Here is a 17,811-nt window from a genome sequence, read left to right on the forward strand (position 1 = left end):
GAGCGGAGGGTAGGGGCCGCCTGAGGCACGAAGGCGGCACCTGCCCGCAGCGGTGGCGAAGCTCAGCGCGACCAGAAGATGCGAGCGCCTGAGCTGAGCCGGAGCGGAGGGTAGGGGCCGCCTGAGGCACGAAGGCGGCACCTGCCCGCAGCGGTGGCGAAGCTCAGCGCGACCAGAAGATGCGAGCGCCTGAGCTGAACCACGGGCCGGGCCGAGCCGGCGGCTGAGCCGATCGGGCGCCTCTCCTGGCGCCCCCGGCGTCAACCGTCCCGCGTCCGAGCCGTGACCGAATCTCCCCCAGGATGTGACCTACATCCCGGGGGAGATTGTTTTCCCAGGTCAGAGCCGTTTTGGGACTAAACACCTGGCAGAAATACCTGTCCAATTCGTGACGTAATGCACTGACAGCGGGCCCCGGCTCAGGACAAGCTGATGTAGGAAGTCGGGGGATCGACTCGGAATCGGGAGTACGTCAGTGAGCACCATGCCTCTTGCCCTGCTGCTGACCACGGCCGCTGCCACGGCCGTGGGCGCTGCCGCCCTGCACGCCGTCCACGGTCTCCGCAAGCAGGTCACAGCCCTGCGGAACGAACTGGCGGCCGGACACGGCGTCACCGTTCCCGCAGCCCGCGCCACGCCCGCCGCAGAGATACGGGCCGCGGTCGCGGAGGCGCTGGCCGAGGAGCGCGAGCGCGAGCTCGCCGAGGCGCGGGCCTTCTGGGCCGCGCAGGAGGCCAGGGACGCGGCCGACGCCCCCTCCCTGCTCGGCGGCCTCGGCGGCCCGGCCGACGACGGCACCTTCTTCGTGCCCCGCCAGGCCGACTTCGCGGGCCTCGAGGCGATGGCCCTGGAGGCCATGGAGGCGGAGGCGGTCTCGCTCGACGGTCCCGACCCGCTCGACGCCCTCAACTCGTTCGACGCCCTCGACGAGTACCCGGAGGACTCGGCGGAGCTGGCGGCGGCCCGCCGCCGGCACCCCTCGCACCCGGACTTCGTGCCGGTGCAGACGCCCGTCGTCACCGACCACGAGCGGACGGTGGCCCGCCTCGAGGAGCTGGCGGACACCCGCACGGAGCTGACCGACGTCCGCCCGGGCCCGCTCGGCACGCTCGACGTGTACGTCTTCGCGGACGGCACGACGCTCTGCATGACCCCGGGGCACCGCGAGACCGCGGAGCGCCTCGCGGAGGCCCTGCGCGCCGGTCGTACGCCGGTGCTGCTCGGCGGCTCGGGCGTCTCGGGCGCCTTCGCCCTCACCTTCTCGTACGGCGAGTCCGACGAGGAGAACGTCTACATCCTGGCGGACCGCGTCATCGCCTCCCTGTAGCCCCGGGCTGCCCCGACGGGGCGGCGACGGGCCCCCGGGCCCCGCCAGACGACCGACAGACGCCTGGCAGACGCCCGAGAGGCGACCGACGACGCGCGGCTAGAGACCCGCGCGCTCCGTCGCCTCGCGTACCAGCCTCACGGCCTCACTCAGTTCCCCTCCGTGGGAGTCCGAGGGGGCCGTTCGCAGGATTTCGGCCAGATCGTTCCCGGCGACGACCAGCTGGTCGGCCACGGTGAAGACCCCGGCGTCCGGCATGACCACCGGCTCCCGTTCCGGGTCCTCGGCGCGCTGCGCGCGGACCGCGAGCTCCCGGGCGAGGCCGAGGCCCTCGGCCGCCGCGCCACGCTGGAGGCGGCTCTGCGGGGCGGCCCGCAGCCGGTCGGCGAGGCGCTCGACGGCGGCGGTCAGTTCACTCGTATCGCGCACCCTGTGACCCTACGCGCCGTCCCCGGCCCCTTGCCAACGGCCCGCGCCTTGGGCACGGTGGCGGGACGAGTACGAGGAGCACACGGTACGACGCGTCCGGAGGCGCCGATGTCCCACACATTCTCCGAAGAGACCCACCGCAACATGCTGGCCCGGATCCCACGCCGCACCGGTCGTGAGATCGGCGACTGGATGCGCACCGTCGAGGAGGGCCCGTCCCTCCTCCGCTTCGAGGAGCGGGTGAACTGGCTCCGCGGGGCGCACGACCTCACGTACGGCCACGCGAAGGCCATCCTCCACGAGTACGACCTGCGGCGGGCGGCCCGCAGACTGCTCTGAGCCGCGCGCCGCACACGCGGAAGGGCCCGCCCGGCACGAAGCCGGACGGGCCCTCCTTCACGCGGTGACGCGTCAGTCGTCGCCCTGCAGGATCGACAGCAGACGCAGCATCTCCAGGTAGATCCACACCAGGGTCATGGTGAGACCGAAGGCGGCCAGCCAGGCCTCCTCGCGCGGCGCGCCGTAGGTCACGCCGTCCTCGACCTGCTTGAAGTCGAGGGCGAGGAAGCAGGCGCCCAGGATGACGCCGACGACACCGAAGACGATGCCGAGACCGCCGCTGCGGAAGCCGAGGCCGTCGCCGCCCGCGAAGACGGAGAACAGCAGGTTGGCGACCATGAGGAGCATGAAGCCCATCGCGGCGGCCATCACGAAGCCGTAGAAGCGTCGGTTGACGCGGATCCAGCCGAGCTTGTAGGCGATCAGGACACCGGCGAAGACCGCCATCGTGCCCAGGACCGCCTGAATGACCACGCCGTCGGCGATGTACGTCGAGACGGCGGCCGAGATCACTCCGAGGAAGACACCCTCGAAGGCCGCGTAGCCCAGGATCAGCGCGGGCGAGGCCTTGCGCTTGAAGGACTGCACGAGCGCCAGCACGAGGGCGACCAGGGCGGCGCCGATGGCGATGCCGTAGGACTTGCCCAGGTTGGCCGGGTCGACCGGCAGCAGGAACCAGGACAGGGTGGCGGTGAGCACGACCGTGCCGAGCGTCATGGCCGTACGGCTCACGACGTCGTCGATCGTCATCACGTTGCCGCGGGCCTGCTGGGGGGCGGCCTGCTGCGTGTCCTGCGGGGCGTACGGGTTGGTCGCGTACGGGTTCGTCGCGCCCTCGGCGTACGGGTTGCCGGTGGCGTACGGGTTGGCGGTTCCTACGGCGGGGCCCCCGGCCTGCGGCTGCTGGCCGTTGAAGCCCGCGGTGCCGTTGTCGCGGCTGAACCCCCGTCGCGAGAAGACCGGGTTGCTGCTCCTCATCTCACTCCTCCATGGCGGCCGCATGTGCGCGGCCTCTCGTCAAGAGTAATGGGTAGGCAAAAGAAACTCTCTAGTGCTCGGGGAGGATCTTTTCCGACCTGCTGCGGAGGAGGGAGGGGGAGGAGGGGACGGCTTCGCCGGGCCGCAGGCTCTCGCCTGGGGCCCGGGTGGTGCCCGGAACCGGACTCGAACCGGTACGGCCCGAAGGCCAGCGAGGTTTAAGCTCGCCGTGTCTGCATTCCACCATCCGGGCGTCGCGAAGCTCCGCGTTGGCACATGAGCCTATCGGGGCGCGTCCCTCGTTCAGCGGAACATCGTCCCGATGTTGTCTTATTTTATTGACGCCTGAGGGTGCGTCAGTGCAGGTGGGGGCGTTTTCGCCGAACTGTGACAGGGGTCGCAGGCGCAAAGCCGCACCCCCTGGAATGACGAAAAGTCGTCGCACGAGTGTCAGGTCGGCGCGAAGCCGCTCTCAGGGCCCCCGTCATACCTCAGGAGGACGGAGCGGCCCTCCGGTCAGACTCGAGACTGCCCCGGGAACGGGCACGTGGACGGACGTCCCGGGCCGGAACGCTCGACACGATGGAGGGGTTCCCGCAACAGCCCCGCAGTGACAGGAGTCCCTCGTGACCACCACCCCCACCGTGTCCCGTGCCACCGCGGTGGCCGCCCGCGCCTCGGATCTGTCGAAGATCTACGGACAGGGCGAGACCCAGGTGGTCGCCCTCGACCGGGTCAGCGTGGACTTCCGCCAGGGCGAGTTCACCGCGATCATGGGCCCCTCGGGCTCCGGCAAGTCGACGCTCATGCACTGCGTCGCCGGCCTGGACTCCTTCTCCTCCGGCTCCGTCCGGATCGGCGAGACGGAACTGTCCACCCTGAAGGACAAGCAGCTCACCCAGCTCCGCCGGGACAAGATCGGCTTCATCTTCCAGGCCTTCAACCTGCTGCCGACGCTGACGGCCCTGGAGAACATCACGCTCCCCATGGACATCGCGGGCCGCAAGGCCGACAAGCAGTGGGTCCAGCAGGTCATCGACATGCTCGGTCTCTCCGCCCGGCTCAGCCACCGCCCGACCGAGCTCTCCGGCGGCCAGCAGCAGCGTGTGGCCGTGGCCCGCGCCCTCGCCTCGCGCCCGGAGATCATCTTCGGTGACGAGCCGACCGGAAACCTGGACTCCCGCTCGGGCGCCGAGGTCCTCGGCTTCCTGCGCAACTCGGTACGGGAGCTGGGCCAGACCGTCGTCATGGTCACCCACGACCCGGTGGCCGCCTCCTACGCGGACCGCGTGATCTTCCTCGCCGACGGCCGGATCGTCGACGAGATGCTGCACCCGACGGCGGACGGCGTGCTCGACCGCATGAAGGCCTTCGACGCCAAGGGCCGTACGAGCTGACGCCGGAGGGGGTGCACCGACACGACACCCCCGCGCGCGACCCCCGACCCTCCGTCCCGCCCCACCCTCCTCCAGGACACACCCATGTTCCGTACCGCCCTGCGCAACGTCCTCGCGCACAAGGCGAGACTGCTGATGACCGTCCTCGCCGTGATGCTCGGCGTGGCCTTCGTCTCCGGCACCCTCGTCTTCACCGACACCCTCTCCCAGGCCCTGCGCGGCCAGTCCGCGAAGAGCTACGACGACGTCGCCGTCGCCGTCGAGATGCACCCGGACCCCGAGGAGGCCCGCAAGACGCCCGGTCTCTCCGAGGCCGTCGTCGGCAAGGTCGCCGCACTCGACGGAGTCACCTCCGTCTCCGCCCGCGTCGACGGCTTCGCCGGCGTGCCCGACAAGGACGGCAGGCTGATCGGCCTCGGCTGGGCCAACAAGGGCACCAACTTCGCCCCCGGCAAGGACGGCAAGGACGGCGCGTACGCCTTCACCACGGGCACCGGCCCCGCGGCGGCCGGCCAGATCGCCCTGGACAAGGACACCGCCGACAAGGGCGGCTACAAGGTCGGCGACACCGTCCGCGTGGCCACCAACGGCCCGGTCGCGGAGTACACCCTCTCCGGTGTCTTCACGACCGAGGACGGCGCCGTCAGCGCGGGCGGCAGCCTCGTCCTCTTCGACACCCCGGTCGCCCAGAAGCTCTACCTGAAGCCCGGGTACTTCCAGAACCTGACCGTCACCGCCCCCGGCACCGACGCGGACAAGCTCCTCGACGAGGTCCTGAAGGTCGTCCCGAAGGCCGCCACCGCCCAGACCGGCCAGGCCCTCGCCGACCAGCAGGCCAAGGACATCGAGAGCGGACTCGGCGCCTTCAACCAGATGCTGCTCGGCTTCGCCGGCATCGCGCTCTTCGTCGGCGTCTTCCTGATCTCCAACACCTTCACGATGCTGGTCGCCCAGCGCACGAAGGAACTGGCCCTGATGCGCGCGGTCGGCGCCTCGCGCAGGCAGATCACCCGTTCCGTCCTCGCCGAGGCCGCCCTGGTCGGCCTGGTCGCCTCCGCCGTCGGCTACCTGCTCGGCATCGGCCTCGCGGTCGGTCTCCGCTCCACGATGGCCGCCTTCGAGCTGAAGGTGCCGGACGGCCCGCTGGTCCTCGAAGCCACCCCGGTCCTCTCGGCCTTCGGCGTCGGCGTCCTGATCACCATGCTCGCCGCCTGGCTGCCCGGCCGCCGCGCCGCGAAGATCCCGCCGGTCGCGGCCATGAACAGCGTCCACGCGACCCCCGACACCAAGTCCCTCGTCGTACGGAACTCGATCGGCGCGGCCCTCACCGCGATCGGCGCCGTGCTCATCGTGCTCGGCGCGGGTCAGGGCGGCGACGACGGCCGGCTGCTCATCGCGGGCGGTGCCTTCGTCACCCTCATCGGCGTGATCGTCCTGATCCCGTTCCTGTCCCGGCCCGTGATCGCCGTGATCCGGCCGTTCTTCGTGAAGGCCTTCGGCGTCTCCGGCAGGCTCGCCGGCCTGAACGCGGTCCGCAACCCGCGCCGCACCGGCGCCACGGCCTCCGCGCTGGCCATCGGCCTCACCCTGGTCACCGGCCTCTCCGTACTCGGCGTGAGCGCGGGCACGGCCCTCGACAAGATGACGGTCGACCAGATCAAGGCCGACTACATGGTGACCATGGCGGGCGGCGGCCAGGGCCTCAGCAACGACGCGCTCGCCGCCCTGCGGAAGGCGCCCGGCGTCACCGCCGTCTCCCCGCAGCAGGCCGGCGCCCTGGAGATCAAGGACTCGTACGTCTCCGCCTCCGGCGTCACCCCCGGCGACATCGAGCAGGTCCTCAGCCTGAACGTCGTGAACGGCTCCCTCGGCTCCCTCGGCAAGGGGCAGATCGCCGTCGACGACAAGACCGCGGCGAAGCGCGGCCTGAAGGTCGGCGCCACGGTCCCCGTCGCCTACATGGACAAGCAGAAGGCCACCCTGACCGTCGGCGCGATCTACGAGCAGAGCGAGTTCGTCTCGCCGGTGCTCATCGACAAGAAGCTCCTCGACGCGCACGAGCAGCAGGCGTACATCGGCCAGATCTTCGTCTCGACCGACGGCGGCCCCACCACGGCCAACGAGAAGGCCCTCGCCAAGGCCATGGGCGACAACCCGGCGATCACGGTACTCGACAAGAAGGACATCCGTGACGAGTTCGGCGGCCAGATCAACCTGATGCTCAACATCATGTACGGCCTGCTCGGCATGGCCCTGATCATCGCCGTCCTCGGTGTCGTCAACACCCTCGCGATGTCCGTCTTCGAGCGTCAGCAGGAGATCGGCATGCTGCGGGCGATCGGTCTCGACCGGCGCCGGGTGAAGCGGATGGTCCGTCTGGAGGCCGTCGTCATCTCGGTGTTCGGCGCGATCGTCGGCATCGGCCTCGGCTCGTTCCTCGGCTGGGCGATCGGCGAGACCTTCAAGAGCAGCCTCCCGGGCTACACCCTGGTCCTGCCCTGGGACCGGATCGGGATCTTCCTGGTCCTGGCCGGACTGGTCGGCGTCCTCGCCTCCCTGTGGCCGGCCCGCAGCGCGGCGAAGCTGAACATGCTGGCCGCCATCAAGGCCGAGTGACGACCGGCGAAGAGCGACGAGGGCCGGGTTCCTGCGGGAACCCGGCCCTCGGGCGTATGTCAGGGCCGCTCGTTCCAGACGCGCGGCCGCAGCGCCGTCCCGCTCTTCCCCGACACCGGGGTCTTCACGGCGAGGAACTGGTTGACGCCGATCCGGTTGCGCTCGAAGGAGACGGCGGACGCCGCCATGTAGAGGCGCCAGATCCGCGCCCGTCCGGGCGAGGTCAGCCGGACCGCCCGCTCCCAGTCCGCCTCCAGGTTGGCGACCCAGCGGCGCAGGGTGAGCGCGTAGTGCTCGCGGATCGCCTCCACGTCCCTCACCTCGAACCCGGCGTCCTCCAGGGTGCTCAACGTGCGCCCCATGGGGGCGAGTTCGCCGTCGGGGAAGACGTACGCGTCGATGAAGGGATCGACCTCGTACGCCTCCTCGTCGGGTTCGGGGCGGCGGGAGATCTGGTGGTTGAGGAGCCGTCCGCCGGGCCTGAGGAGCCCGTACAGCGTGTCGGCGTACTCCCGGTACTTCACGGCCCCCACGTGCTCGGCCATGCCGATCGAGGAGATCGCGTCGTACGGGCCGTCGTCGACGTCCCGGTAGTCCTGGACCCGGATCTCGACCAGGTCGGTCAGGCCCTCCTCGGCGATCCGCTTGCGGGCGTAGGCGGCCTGCTCGCGGGAGAGGGTGACGCCGACGACCCTGGCGCCGTACTCGCGGGCGGCGTGGACGGCCATGGAACCCCAGCCGCAGCCCACGTCGAGGAGCCGGTCGCCCTCCTTGAGGTTCAGCTTGCGGGCGATGAGGTCCAGCTTGTCCCGCTGGGCGTCCTCCAGGGTCGCGTCGGCACCGTACGAGGCCCAGTAGGCGCAGCTGTAGACCATCGAGGGGCCGAGGACGAGCCGGTAGAAGTCGTTGCCCACGTCGTAGTGGTGACTGATCGCCTGCTTGTCCCGGCGCTTGCTGTGCCGGCTGCCGCTCCGGCCCCGGATCTCCTCGGCCGGCGGCGCCGGCGGCGGCAGCGGCCCGGCGAGTCGCAGCAGGGAGCGGGCGGCGGCCCGCAGCGCCGGATCGCGTACGGACTCCAGCAGGCCCCTGGTGTCCTCGGTGCGCTCCCACAGGAGGCCGGACAGGCTGTCCAGGAGCTGGTAGAGGTCTCCCTCGACGTCGAGCTCCCCGGCCACCCAGGCGCGGGCCAGGCCCAGTTCGCCGGGCTTCCAGATCATCCTCCGCAGGGCGCGGCGGTCGCGGACGATCAGGACGGGCCCGCCCACTGGTCCGGCCTCGCTGCCGTCCCAGGCCCGCAGCCGGACCGGGAGCGGTCCGCCGAGCAGTTCCTCGGCGAGAGTCGTCAGCCGCGACGCGGCGTCGGCCATGGTGCACACCTCCGTGATGTCGTGCCCCAGACATGCTCGTCACCAAGGGAACACCGTCCGTAGGTGTTTCCACTCCCGCCGCAGCGCAATCAGTCGGCAAAACACGCGAAGGGCCGTCCGCACCACGGATGGCGGACGGCCCTTTTACGGCCTTGCGTGTACTGCGGGTGCTGCGGGCGCGCTAGGAGGCCTTGGCCTTCTCCTGCGCCGGGACGGCCGGCGCGGGGGCGGGCTTGGCCGCCTCGTAGAACTCCTCGCGCGGGGTCTCCATGGCACCCAGGGAGACGACCTCGCGCTTGAGGAACATCGCGAGGGTCCAGTCGGCGAAGACGCGGATCTTGCGGTTCCAGGTCGGCATCGCCATGCCGTGGTAGCCACGGTGCATGTACCAGGCGAGACGGCCCTTGAGCTTGATCTTCACCTTGCCCATGACGATCATCGCGACGCCCTTGTGCAGACCGAGTCCGGCCACCGCGCCCTTGTTGGCGTGGCTGTACTCCTTCTGCGGGAAGCCGCGCATACCGGCCACCACGTTGTCGCCGAGGACCTTGGCCTGGCGCAGCGCGTGCTGGGCGTTCGGCGGGCACCAGGCGTTCGGGTTGCCGGCCTTGCGGCCGACCATGTCCGGGACCTGGGCGTTGTCGCCGGCGGCCCACGCGTAGTCGAGACCGTTGATCTGGAGCTTCTCGTTGCAGTCCACGTGGCCGCGGGGGCCGAGCGGCAGACCGAAGCGGGAGAGCGCCGGGTTCGGCTTCACGCCGGCGGTCCAGACGATCGTGTTGGAGTCGACCTCGAGGCCGTTCTTCAGCACGACGTGGCCGTCGACGCAGGAGTCCATGGACGTCTCGAGGTAGATCTCGATGCCACGGCCCTCGAGGTGCTCCTTGCCGTACTGGCCGAGCTTGGGGCCCACCTCGGGGAGGATCTTGTCGGCCGCGTCGACCAGGACGAAGCGCATGTCCTCGCGCGACACGTTCTGGTAGTACTTCGCGGCGTCACGGGCCAGGTCCTCGACCTCGCCGATGGTCTCCGCGCCGGCGAAGCCGCCGCCGACGAAGACGAAGGTCAGCGCCTTGCGGCGGACCTCCTCGTCCGTGGTGGAGTCAGCCTTGTCCAGCTGCTCCAGGACGTGGTTGCGCAGGCCGATGGCCTCCTCGATGCCCTTCATGCCGATGCCCTGCTCGGCGAGGCCGGGGATCGGGAAGGTGCGGGAGACGGCGCCCATCGCGATGACCAGGTAGTCGAAAGGCAGCTCGTACGCCTCGCCGACGAGCGGCGAGATCGTGGCGACCTTGCGGTCCTGGTCGATGGTGGTGACCCGGCCGGTGAGCACCTCGGCTCCGCGCACGACGCGTCGCAGCGGGACGACGACGTGGCGCGGCGAGATGCTGCCGGCGGCGGCTTCGGGGAGGAAGGGCTGGTAGGTCATGTACGACCGCGGGTCGACGACCGTGACGGTCGCCTCCGCGTAGCGCATCTTCTTGAGGATGCGCCGAGCTGCGTACAGGCCTACGTACCCGCCGCCTACTACGAGGATCCTGGGACGCTCCGTGGTGCTCATGAGATCGAGTATCCACCCCTCCAGAGGGGGGTGCTCGTGCGCCCCTTCACAAGGTCTTCGGACACCTCTGCTACACTCCGCCGCCCACGTGATCCATGTCATGGTGCTGCAAAGGAACCGGGATGCAAGGGCGAACGTTGTTCACCCCTTGTGAACTGGCCAGGAGAGCCCTCGGTAACGCTGAACCGCGGGGCCCGTTCACACGATGGAAACATCGAGCGAATCGGCCCCGCGCCTGCGAAAGGGCCCCGCGGCGCCCCTCGGAGGGGCTGAAGACCCCCCTCAAGCCCCCTTCGGGTGCCATCAGGGCGCTTTTCCTTGTGAAGAACTTCACGAACTTTCCCGACGGGGCGTCGCCGGGAGGCCCGATAGGCGCCCACTATGCGACGGATAGGGCGATCCCATCGAGGATGTCGTGCTCGCTGACGACGACCTCGGAGGCTCCGACCCGCTCCACGATCTCCCGCAGGACGAGCGCTCCGGCGATGATCACGTCCACCCGGCCCGGGTGTATGACCGGGATAGCGGCCCGCTCGGCGTGCGTCGAGGCGAGCAGCCGGTCGGTGACCTCGGCGACCTGGGCGGCGGAGATCCGGGCGTGGTGGATCTTCTCGGAGTCGTACTCGGGGAGCCCGAGGGCGATGGCCGCGACGGTGGTGACCGAGCCGGCGAGGCCGACGAGGGTCCCGGCGGTGGTGAGCGGCACGGTCTCCGCGGCCAGGTCGAGCGCGGCCCGCACGTCGGCGCGGATCGCCTCGGCCTCCTCGGCCGTCGGCGGGTCGTGCCGGACGTGCCGCTCGGTCAGCCGGACGCAGCCGATGTCGACGGAGCGGGCCGCCTCGACGTGCCTGTTGCCGGTGACGAACTCGGTGGAGCCGCCGCCGATGTCCACGACGAGGTACGTCTCCGTGCCGTGCAGCTCGCCCGTTGCCCCGGTGAAGGAGAACTCGGCCTCCTGGTCGCCGGTGATGACCTCGGGCTCGACGCCCAGGATCTCCACGACCCCGCTCACGAAGTCCGCGCGGTTCTCGGCGTCGCGGGAGGCGGAGGTGGCGACGAAGCGCAGCCGCTCGGCGCCCAGCTCCCTGATGACCCCGGCGTACTCGCGGCAGGCCGCGAACGTGCGCTCCAGGGCCTCGGGAGCGAGCCGGCCCGTCTTGTCGACGCCCTGGCCGAGCCGGACGATCGTCATCCGCCGGTCCAGCTCGACGAGCTCGCCCGTGTCCGGGTGGACGTCGGCGACGAGGAGGCGGATGGAGTTCGTACCGCAGTCGATTCCGGCGACCCGGGTCACTTCGCCTCCTCTTCCTTGTCCTTGTCCTTGTCCTTGTCCTTGTCCGCGCACGGCGTGACGCACGGGCCCTTCGCCCACCACTCCGGCAGCATCGCGAGGGCCTCGTCGCCGAACGGGTTCACGCCGGGACCGGCCGCGAGCGAGTGGCCGACGAGGACGTGCAGGCACTTGACCCGGTCCGGCATGCCGCCGGCGCTCGGGAAGCCCTCCAGGACCTCGATGGCGTCACGGCGGGCGATGTAGTCCTCGTGCGCGGCCCGGTAGGCGGCGGCGAGCTCCGGGTCGGTGGCGAGCCGGCCCTGCATCTCCTTCATGACCCCGTTGGCCTCCAGGGTGCCGATGGCCGAGGCCGCCCGGGGACAGGTCAGGTAGTACGTGGTCGGGAACGGGGTGCCGTCGGGCAGCCGCGGCGCGGTCTCGACGACGTCCGGGTTGCCGCACGGGCAGCGGTGCGCGATGGCGCGCAGGCCGCGGGGCGGCCGGCCGAGCTGCTGCTCGAAGGCCGCGATGTCCGCCTCGGTGGGCTCGGTGCGTTCGGTCTGCGGAGGGGGCGTTTCCATGTCTGCCTTGCTCGTCAGTTCGTTACGGGCTTACGGACGGTCGGCGTGGTCGACGCCGTCCCAGAGGTTGTCGTACCAGGGGCGGTCCGCCGCGCCCTGTTCGCCGCGGGGCCGCTGCTCCGCGTCGGGGTCGTTCACGGTGAAGCCGGACTCGCCGGGCAGCACGTAGTGCAGGTGCTCGCGGGCGAGGCGGCGGACGTAGGCCGGGTCCTGGAGACGGGCCTTCTCGTCCTTCAGTTCCTCGACCCGCCGGGCGGCCTCGGCGGCCCTGCGCTCCTGCTCGGCGATCTCGCCCTGCTGGGAGACGTAGCTCCGCATGGGATAGGCGAGCGCCACGACGAGGGAGCAGACGACCAGGGCGAGGAAGGCCGCGCGGCCGGTGAGCCGCGAGCGGCGCGCCTGGCGGCGGGTCTGGGAGCGGTAGACACGGGCGGCGGTCTGCTCGCCGAGCAGCCTGATCCGGGTCGCGGTCGAGAACCGGTCCCGGTCCTTCGCGGCCATGTCGTGTCGCCTCCCCTGTTCACGCGTACGTCCCCGCACACGGTACGGGACCGAGTACGGGGACGTCCGGAAGCTGCACTACAGAGAGGTGTCAGCTCTCAGCGGTGCCTCAGGCCTTGAAGCGCGGGAAGGCGCTGCGGCCGGCGTAGACCGCGGCGTCGTCGAGGATCTCCTCGATGCGCAGCAGCTGGTTGTACTTGGCGACGCGGTCCGAGCGGGCCGGGGCGCCGGTCTTGATCTGGCCGCAGTTCACGGCGACCGCGAGGTCGGCGATGGTGACGTCCTCCGTCTCGCCGGAGCGGTGGGACATCATGCACTTGAAGCCGTTGCGCTGGGCCATCTCGACGGCGTCGAGGGTCTCGGTCAGCGAGCCGATCTGGTTGACCTTGACCAGGAGGGCGTTCGCGGTGCCCTCCTCGATGCCGCGGGCGAGGCGCTCCGGGTTGGTGACGAAGAGGTCGTCGCCGACGATCTGGACCTTGGCGCCCAGCTTGTCGGTGAGGACCTTCCAGCCCGCCCAGTCGTCCTCGTACAGCGGGTCCTCGATGGAGACCATCGGGTACGCGGAGACGAGCTCCTCGTAGTACTCGGTCATCTCGGCGGCCGAGCGGGACTTGCCCTCGAACTCGTACGAGCCGTCCTTGTAGAACTCGGACGCGGCGACGTCGAGCGCGAGCGCGACGTCGGTGCCCGGCGCGTAACCGGCCTCCTTGATGGCCTCGATGATGAGGTCCAGGGCGGCGCGGTTCGACTCCAGGTTCGGGGCGAAGCCGCCCTCGTCACCGAGGCCGGTGGAGAGGCCCTTGCGCTTCAGGACGGCCTTGAGGGTGTGGTAGATCTCCGCACCCCAGCGAAGGGCCTCGGAGAAGGACTCCGCGCCGATCGGGGCGATCATGAACTCCTGGATGTCCACGTTGGAGTCGGCGTGCGACCCACCGTTGAGGATGTTCATCATCGGAACGGGCAGCAGGTGCGCGTTCGGGCCGCCGAGGTAGCGGAAGAGCGGGAGGTCCGAGGCCTCGGACGCGGCGTGGGCCACGGCGAGCGAGACGCCGAGGATGGCGTTGGCGCCGAGGGAGCCCTTGTTCTCGGTGGCGTCCAGGTCGAACATGGCCTGGTCGATCAGGCGCTGCTCGGTGGCGTCGTAGCCGACGAGCTCCGGGCCGATCTGCTCGATGACGGCGAGGACGGCCTTCTCGACACCCTTGCCCAGGTAGCGGTTCGGGTCACCGTCGCGAAGCTCGATGGCCTCGAACGCACCGGTGGAGGCGCCGGACGGAACAGCAGCACGGCCGGTGCTGCCGTCGTCGAGGCCGACCTCGACCTCGACCGTGGGGTTGCCTCGGGAGTCCAGGATTTCCCGGGCTACGACGACGTCGATGGACGGCACGAGCATCTCCTTTTTGGGATGTGACGCTGGATGTGACGCATGGCCGGTGCAGGGTCGCTCGGCCTTGCGACAAGAGCCTAACCGGCTCGGAGGCTCCGGCCAGCCGGGCGCCCGCCCCCTGGGACGAAAAAGGACCCAAGGGCACGCATGTCGGGACGAAGGGCCCCAGATCTACTGGACGGTAACCCTCGACGGACACGGCCGGACGCGAAAACGGACCGATCCGGAAGAGAGAAGGACCGCGAAGAAAGAGAAGGACCGCGAAACGGCCGGGCCGGGAACGGCGGAACCCCGGTCCGGCGCGCACGGGGGGAGAGGCGCGCCGGACCGGGGTGGTCACCGCGGGAGGGTCGTGGGGATCGCGTGAGCCGCCGGACTCACGCGAACCGCCGGGTTCAGCTCAGGTGGAGCTGCTGGCCCGGGTAGATCAGGTCGGCGTTCTCGACGACGTCCTTGTTCAGGTCGAAGAGCTCGGCCCAGCCACCGTCGACGCCCTGCTTCTGGGCGATGGTGCTGAGGGTGTCGCCGGCCGTGACCTTGTACTCGCCGTCACCCTTCTTGACCTTCTTGCCGGTCGGGGTGGTGACGGTCTTCTTGGCGGTCTGCTGCGGCGTGACCTTCTTGGCGGCCTGCTGCGGCACGACCTTCTTGGCGGCCTGGCGCGGCTCGCTGCGGGTGGGGCGCTCGGCCGGCCGCACCGGGGCGGGGCTCTGCTCGGCGGTGCCGCCGCCGTAGGGGGCGTTGGAGAGGCCCACGCCACAGCTCGGCCAGGCACCCTTGCCCTGGCCCGCGAGGACCTTCTCGGCGATGGTGATCTGCTGGGACTTCGACGCCTGGTTGGCGGTCGAGGCGTAGGCGGTGCCGCCGTACGCGGCCCAGGTGGAGGCGGAGAACTGCAGGCCGCCGTAGTAGCCGTTGCCGGTGTTGATGGACCAGTTGCCGCCGGACTCGCACTGGGCGACGCGGTCCCACTCGGAGGCCGTGGCGGCCGAGGCGGTGCCCGCGGTCATCAGCGGGGCGGCGACGGCGACACCGGTGACGCCGACGAGCGTGGCGACCTGGGTGGCCTTGGAGGGGCGGCGGTGTTTGCCCTTACCGGAAAACAGCATGGAAATTCTCCTCACCGACGCCTGTGAGGTGAGCTGTCGGGTTCGGGCCGGAAAGTTGCCCGGCCGCGTGTCCTAGCACGCGGCTTCACCCCAAGCCGGTCATCGGCCGTCTTTCTCAACGGCCGGGACCGGCACTTACCTTGGGTCCCCCACTCCTGCCTTCGGCGCTTGCGCGACGACTGTTCCCATCGGCCGACGGCAGGATTCGGCGTTTCGGTCGACGGGGCCCGCGGTGGCGAGCGGTTAAGACCGTAGACACAGACCCACCGAAAGTTCAAAGAGGCGTATTGCGGAAATATCGCCCCTACTTGCCCTCCGGTGGGGGGCGTTTACGCAGGTGAGAGGTGACGGGGGCGGAGGTCACGGGCAGGACACGCCAGTTGGGGCGAAGAGACCCATGTCTCACTTGCCCAGAACCGGACATACGCCCCCGAATCACTCGGCCTTCGCGGCCGAACCGTCCGTCAGGTCGAGGCTCTGACCAGGGAGGATGAGGTCCGGATCGAGGCCCACCGTCTGGCGGTTGGCGTCATAGAGGGCGGTCCAGCCTCCGGCGAGTTCGTTCTGCCGCGCGATGTCGGACAGGCTGTCGCCGGGCTGGACGGTGTACGCGTCCGAAGTGCCCTGAGTGTCCGTTGCGTCCGAATCCTTCGCGTCGCCAACCGGAGTCGCGGCGACGGGCTTTTCGGTCAGCTCGTTGACAGATGAGGCATGTCGACCCGTTTCGGATGAAGTGTCCGACTTGGCGACTTCCTCCGGTGCCGCATCGCCCCGGTGCTTCCCGGTTCCCGGCGTGGCCGACGACACGTCATCCGTCGGCGCGCCGGGCGTGACCGGCGTACCGGGCTTGACGGAGGAATCGGGCGCGACCGGAGTGGTCGGCGCGCTCGGGTCGGCCGGCGCGGACGGGCTCACCGGGGTGGTCGGCGCGGTGGAACCGGGCGCCGTCGGCGAGACGGGCGTGACGGGAGCGGAAGGCGTGACGGGGGCGGAAGGCGTGACCTTCTTCGCGCTCTTCTTCGCGGCGTCCTCGGTGGCGACGGAGCCGGTGGAGCCCTCCGGCAGTCCCGAGGTCCTGTTCGACTCGGCGACCGGCCCCGTGGGCACCTTCGGGACGGCGGTCGGGCCGGGGTCCACGCCGGTGGACCTGCCGTCGTTCGTCAGGCCGGCGATCGGCGCGCAGGTGGCCCATTCGGTACTGCCCTGGGCGAGCGCCTTCTCGGCCACCGCGATCTGCTGGGCGCGGCTGGCCAGGTCGGGGCTGGGCGCGTAGACGAGGCCGCCGTGCCGCTCCCAGCTGTCCTGGGTGAACTGGAGCCCGCCGTACATGCCGTTGCCGAAGTTGGCGCTCCACTGGCCGCCGGACTCGCACTCGGCGACCCGGTCCCAGGTGGCCGCGTCGGCGGCGGAGGCGGATCCGGTGGCGAGCAGCGGCAGCGCCATGGCGGATCCGGTCACGCCCGCGGCGACGACGAGGGCGGGGGCCTGACGGGGGCGACGGTGTCGTCCGTTCCCGGAACGCATAGGAGGGGCCTTTCGCGTGACGGCTGAGACAGCGGCGAACGTAGCGGTATTCGAACGCTCGTCACAAGTCGATGGCCTCACGATCACGCGAAGATCACATTTCTGACACGCTGTCAGGCTTCTGGACCCGTACGGAAGGGGAGAACTCCACCGGAAGCGTCCGCAATCCACGCATGATGAGCCCCCCGCGCCACCGCAGTTCACCCGGCTCCGCGGCAAGCCGCAGGTCCGGCAGGCGGGTCAGCAGGGTGGCGAGCGCGGTCTGTCCCTCAAGGCGGGCGAGCGGTGCGCCGAGGCAGTAGTGGATGCCGTGCCCGTACCCGAGGTGCTGGTTGTCGCGCCGTGCGAGGTCGAGCGTGTCCGGCCCGTCGAACCGCTCGGGATCCCGGTCGGCGGCGGCGAGCACCACGAGCACCGGGTCACCCGCCGGGATCTCCTGCCCCCCGATGGTCAGCGACTCCGTCGCGTACCGCCAGGTGGCCATCTCCACGGGTCCGTCGTAGCGCAGCAGTTCCTCCACGCCCGTCTCCAGGAGACCGGTCTCCCCCGCCGCGATCGAGGCCTGGAGCCGTTCGCGCTGCTCGGGGTGGCGCAGCAGCTGGTACACGCCGTTGCCGATGAGGTTCACGGTGGTCTCGAACCCGGCGAACAGGAGGATGAAGGCCATCGCGGCGGCCTCGTTCTCCGTGAGGTGCTCGCCGTGGTCGGACGCCTTGATGAGCCCGGAGATCAGGTCGTCGCCCGGATCGAGGCGCTTCCTGTGGATCAGTTCGGCGAGGTAGCCGCGCATCTTCTTCACCGATCGGGCGACCCCGCCCCGAGGACCGCCGCCGTGCCGGATCATCATCCCGGCCCAGTCCCGGAAGTCGTCCTGGTCCTCCTCGGGCACGCCGAGCAGGTCGCAGACGGCGTAGATGGGCAGCGGGAAGGCGAACTCGTGGATGAGGTCGGCGCTCCCCTTCTCGACGAAGGAGTCGATGAGCCGGTCGGTCAGCTCCTGCACCCGCGGGGTGAACTCGGCGACCCGGCGTGGAGTGAAGGCCTTCGAGACCAGGCGCCGCAGCCGGGTGTGGTCGGGCGGGTCGATGTTGAGCAGATGGGTCATCAGCTCGGCCTTGCGCTCACCCGGGATGCCCGTCTTCCCCTTCGCGTGCGGGGACTCCGCGTGGTGCGCCGGGTTCTTCGAGAGCCGTTGGTCCGCGAGGGCCTGTCGGGCGTCCGCGTACCGGGTCACGAGCCAGGCCTCCACGCCGCTCGGAAGCGTCGTCCGGTGCACGGGCGCGTGCTCACGCAGCCAGGCGTAGGCGGGGTAGGGGTCGCTCGCGAACTCCCAGGTGAAGAGGTCGGGGGCGGGCTCGGAGGCGGGGGTGGTGCTCACCCCCCGACCGTACAGGGCGGTCCGGAAGGTGAGGTGTGTGG

The 17,811-nt window shown here is 70.5% G+C and carries 15 protein-coding genes, 1 tRNA gene and 1 riboswitch; of the genes, 4 read left to right on the forward strand and 12 right to left on the reverse strand.

The features are described from left to right. Positions 1 to 484 precede the first annotated feature (484 nt). Positions 485 to 1,327 (forward strand): hypothetical protein, encoded by an 843-nt coding sequence (locus tag ACIA8N_RS25355; protein ID WP_365778785.1) that lies wholly within the window; start codon positions 485 to 487, stop codon positions 1,325 to 1,327. A gap of 99 nt (positions 1,328 to 1,426) precedes the next feature. On the opposite strand, the gene ACIA8N_RS25360 is transcribed toward ACIA8N_RS25355, so the two are convergent. Then, positions 1,427 to 1,756 carry a hypothetical protein gene (locus tag ACIA8N_RS25360; protein WP_365778675.1) on the reverse strand — a complete coding sequence of 110 codons (330 nt, stop codon included), beginning with the start codon at positions 1,754 to 1,756 and terminating at the stop codon, positions 1,427 to 1,429. 108 nt (positions 1,757 to 1,864) lie between these two features. On the opposite strand from ACIA8N_RS25360, the gene ACIA8N_RS25365 reads away from it, so the two are divergent. Further along, complete coding sequence (locus tag ACIA8N_RS25365; protein WP_365778673.1) at positions 1,865 to 2,095, forward strand: DUF4287 domain-containing protein; 231 nt, start codon at positions 1,865 to 1,867, stop codon at positions 2,093 to 2,095. Positions 2,096 to 2,167: 72 nt separating this feature from the next. Here ACIA8N_RS25365 and ACIA8N_RS25370 read toward each other — a convergent pair whose 3' ends face one another. Together ACIA8N_RS25370 and ACIA8N_RS25375 are read right to left on the reverse strand one after the other, a co-directional pair. Beyond that, entirely contained in the window at positions 2,168 to 3,073 is a 906-nt protein-coding gene (locus tag ACIA8N_RS25370) for a Bax inhibitor-1/YccA family protein (RefSeq protein ID WP_365778671.1), read from the reverse strand. 168 nt (positions 3,074 to 3,241) lie between these two features. After that, positions 3,242 to 3,326: transfer RNA gene (locus ACIA8N_RS25375), tRNA-Leu, on the reverse strand. 373 nt (positions 3,327 to 3,699) lie between these two features. On the opposite strand from ACIA8N_RS25375, the gene ACIA8N_RS25380 reads away from it, so the two are divergent. After that, positions 3,700 to 4,470 carry an ABC transporter ATP-binding protein gene (locus ACIA8N_RS25380; RefSeq protein ID WP_030546408.1) on the forward strand — a complete coding sequence of 257 codons (771 nt, stop codon included), beginning with the start codon at positions 3,700 to 3,702 and terminating at the stop codon, positions 4,468 to 4,470. 84 nt (positions 4,471 to 4,554) lie between these two features. After that, positions 4,555 to 7,086, forward strand: coding sequence for an FtsX-like permease family protein (locus ACIA8N_RS25385; protein ID WP_365778669.1), 2,532 nt, complete (start codon positions 4,555 to 4,557; stop codon positions 7,084 to 7,086). A 59-nt stretch (positions 7,087 to 7,145) separates the two neighbouring features. On the opposite strand, the gene ACIA8N_RS25390 is transcribed toward ACIA8N_RS25385, so the two are convergent. From ACIA8N_RS25390 to ACIA8N_RS25430, 9 genes are all read right to left on the reverse strand, one after another. Continuing rightward, on the reverse strand, positions 7,146 to 8,453 hold the full coding sequence (locus tag ACIA8N_RS25390) for a cyclopropane-fatty-acyl-phospholipid synthase family protein (RefSeq protein ID WP_365778667.1): 1,308 nt from the start codon (positions 8,451 to 8,453) through the stop codon (positions 7,146 to 7,148). Between the two features lie 181 nt (positions 8,454 to 8,634). Then, on the reverse strand, positions 8,635 to 10,014 hold the full coding sequence (locus tag ACIA8N_RS25395; protein ID WP_365778665.1) for an NAD(P)/FAD-dependent oxidoreductase: 1,380 nt from the start codon (positions 10,012 to 10,014) through the stop codon (positions 8,635 to 8,637). Positions 10,015 to 10,393: 379 nt separating this feature from the next. Then, a complete protein-coding gene (locus ACIA8N_RS25400; RefSeq protein WP_365778663.1) occupies positions 10,394 to 11,308 on the reverse strand; it encodes a Ppx/GppA phosphatase family protein in 915 nt (304 codons plus the stop codon). Continuing rightward, positions 11,305 to 11,868, reverse strand: coding sequence for a DUF501 domain-containing protein (locus ACIA8N_RS25405; protein WP_365778661.1), 564 nt, complete (start codon positions 11,866 to 11,868; stop codon positions 11,305 to 11,307). The genes ACIA8N_RS25400 and ACIA8N_RS25405 overlap by 4 nt, the downstream gene beginning before the upstream one ends. A 30-nt stretch (positions 11,869 to 11,898) precedes the next feature. Continuing rightward, on the reverse strand, positions 11,899 to 12,369 hold the full coding sequence (locus ACIA8N_RS25410) for a septum formation initiator family protein (protein WP_365778659.1): 471 nt from the start codon (positions 12,367 to 12,369) through the stop codon (positions 11,899 to 11,901). 109 nt (positions 12,370 to 12,478) lie between these two features. Continuing rightward, entirely contained in the window at positions 12,479 to 13,765 is a 1,287-nt protein-coding gene (gene eno / locus ACIA8N_RS25415) for a phosphopyruvate hydratase (protein WP_365778657.1), read from the reverse strand. A 389-nt stretch (positions 13,766 to 14,154) separates the two neighbouring features. After that, positions 14,155 to 14,868 carry a transglycosylase family protein gene (locus ACIA8N_RS25420; RefSeq protein WP_365778655.1) on the reverse strand — a complete coding sequence of 238 codons (714 nt, stop codon included), beginning with the start codon at positions 14,866 to 14,868 and terminating at the stop codon, positions 14,155 to 14,157. 3 nt (positions 14,869 to 14,871) lie between these two features. Next, a riboswitch (cyclic di-AMP (ydaO/yuaA leader) is annotated at positions 14,872 to 15,045 on the reverse strand. A gap of 258 nt (positions 15,046 to 15,303) precedes the next feature. Continuing rightward, positions 15,304 to 16,392 (reverse strand): transglycosylase family protein, encoded by a 1,089-nt coding sequence (locus tag ACIA8N_RS25425; protein WP_365778653.1) that lies wholly within the window; start codon positions 16,390 to 16,392, stop codon positions 15,304 to 15,306. A 94-nt stretch (positions 16,393 to 16,486) separates the two neighbouring features. Further along, entirely contained in the window at positions 16,487 to 17,770 is a 1,284-nt protein-coding gene (locus ACIA8N_RS25430; RefSeq protein ID WP_365778651.1) for a cytochrome P450, read from the reverse strand. Positions 17,771 to 17,811 lie beyond the last annotated feature (41 nt).

Origin of the sequence: Streptomyces sp. NPDC051822, assembly GCF_044452745.1 — a bacterium.
Lineage (GTDB): Bacteria > Actinomycetota > Actinomycetes > Streptomycetales > Streptomycetaceae > Streptomyces.

What these genes read in the sequence shown, in the direction of transcription:
- ACIA8N_RS25355 (WP_365778785.1), top strand. Translation starts at nt 485, where the DNA reads ATGCCTCTTGCCCTGCTGCTGACCACGGCCGCTGCCACGGCCGTGGGC.
- ACIA8N_RS25365 (WP_365778673.1), top strand. Translation starts at nt 1,865, where the DNA reads ATGTCCCACACATTCTCCGAAGAGACCCACCGCAACATGCTGGCCCGG.
- ACIA8N_RS25370 (WP_365778671.1), bottom strand. Translation starts at nt 3,073, where the DNA reads ATGAGGAGCAGCAACCCGGTCTTCTCGCGACGGGGGTTCAGCCGCGAC.
- ACIA8N_RS25385 (WP_365778669.1), top strand. Translation starts at nt 4,555, where the DNA reads ATGTTCCGTACCGCCCTGCGCAACGTCCTCGCGCACAAGGCGAGACTG.
- ACIA8N_RS25390 (WP_365778667.1), bottom strand. Translation starts at nt 8,453, where the DNA reads ATGGCCGACGCCGCGTCGCGGCTGACGACTCTCGCCGAGGAACTGCTC.
- ACIA8N_RS25395 (WP_365778665.1), bottom strand. Translation starts at nt 10,014, where the DNA reads ATGAGCACCACGGAGCGTCCCAGGATCCTCGTAGTAGGCGGCGGGTAC.
- ACIA8N_RS25405 (WP_365778661.1), bottom strand. Translation starts at nt 11,868, where the DNA reads ATGGAAACGCCCCCTCCGCAGACCGAACGCACCGAGCCCACCGAGGCG.
- ACIA8N_RS25410 (WP_365778659.1), bottom strand. Translation starts at nt 12,369, where the DNA reads ATGGCCGCGAAGGACCGGGACCGGTTCTCGACCGCGACCCGGATCAGG.
- eno (WP_365778657.1), bottom strand. Translation starts at nt 13,765, where the DNA reads ATGCTCGTGCCGTCCATCGACGTCGTCGTAGCCCGGGAAATCCTGGAC.
- ACIA8N_RS25420 (WP_365778655.1), bottom strand. Translation starts at nt 14,868, where the DNA reads ATGCTGTTTTCCGGTAAGGGCAAACACCGCCGCCCCTCCAAGGCCACC.
- ACIA8N_RS25425 (WP_365778653.1), bottom strand. Translation starts at nt 16,392, where the DNA reads ATGCGTTCCGGGAACGGACGACACCGTCGCCCCCGTCAGGCCCCCGCC.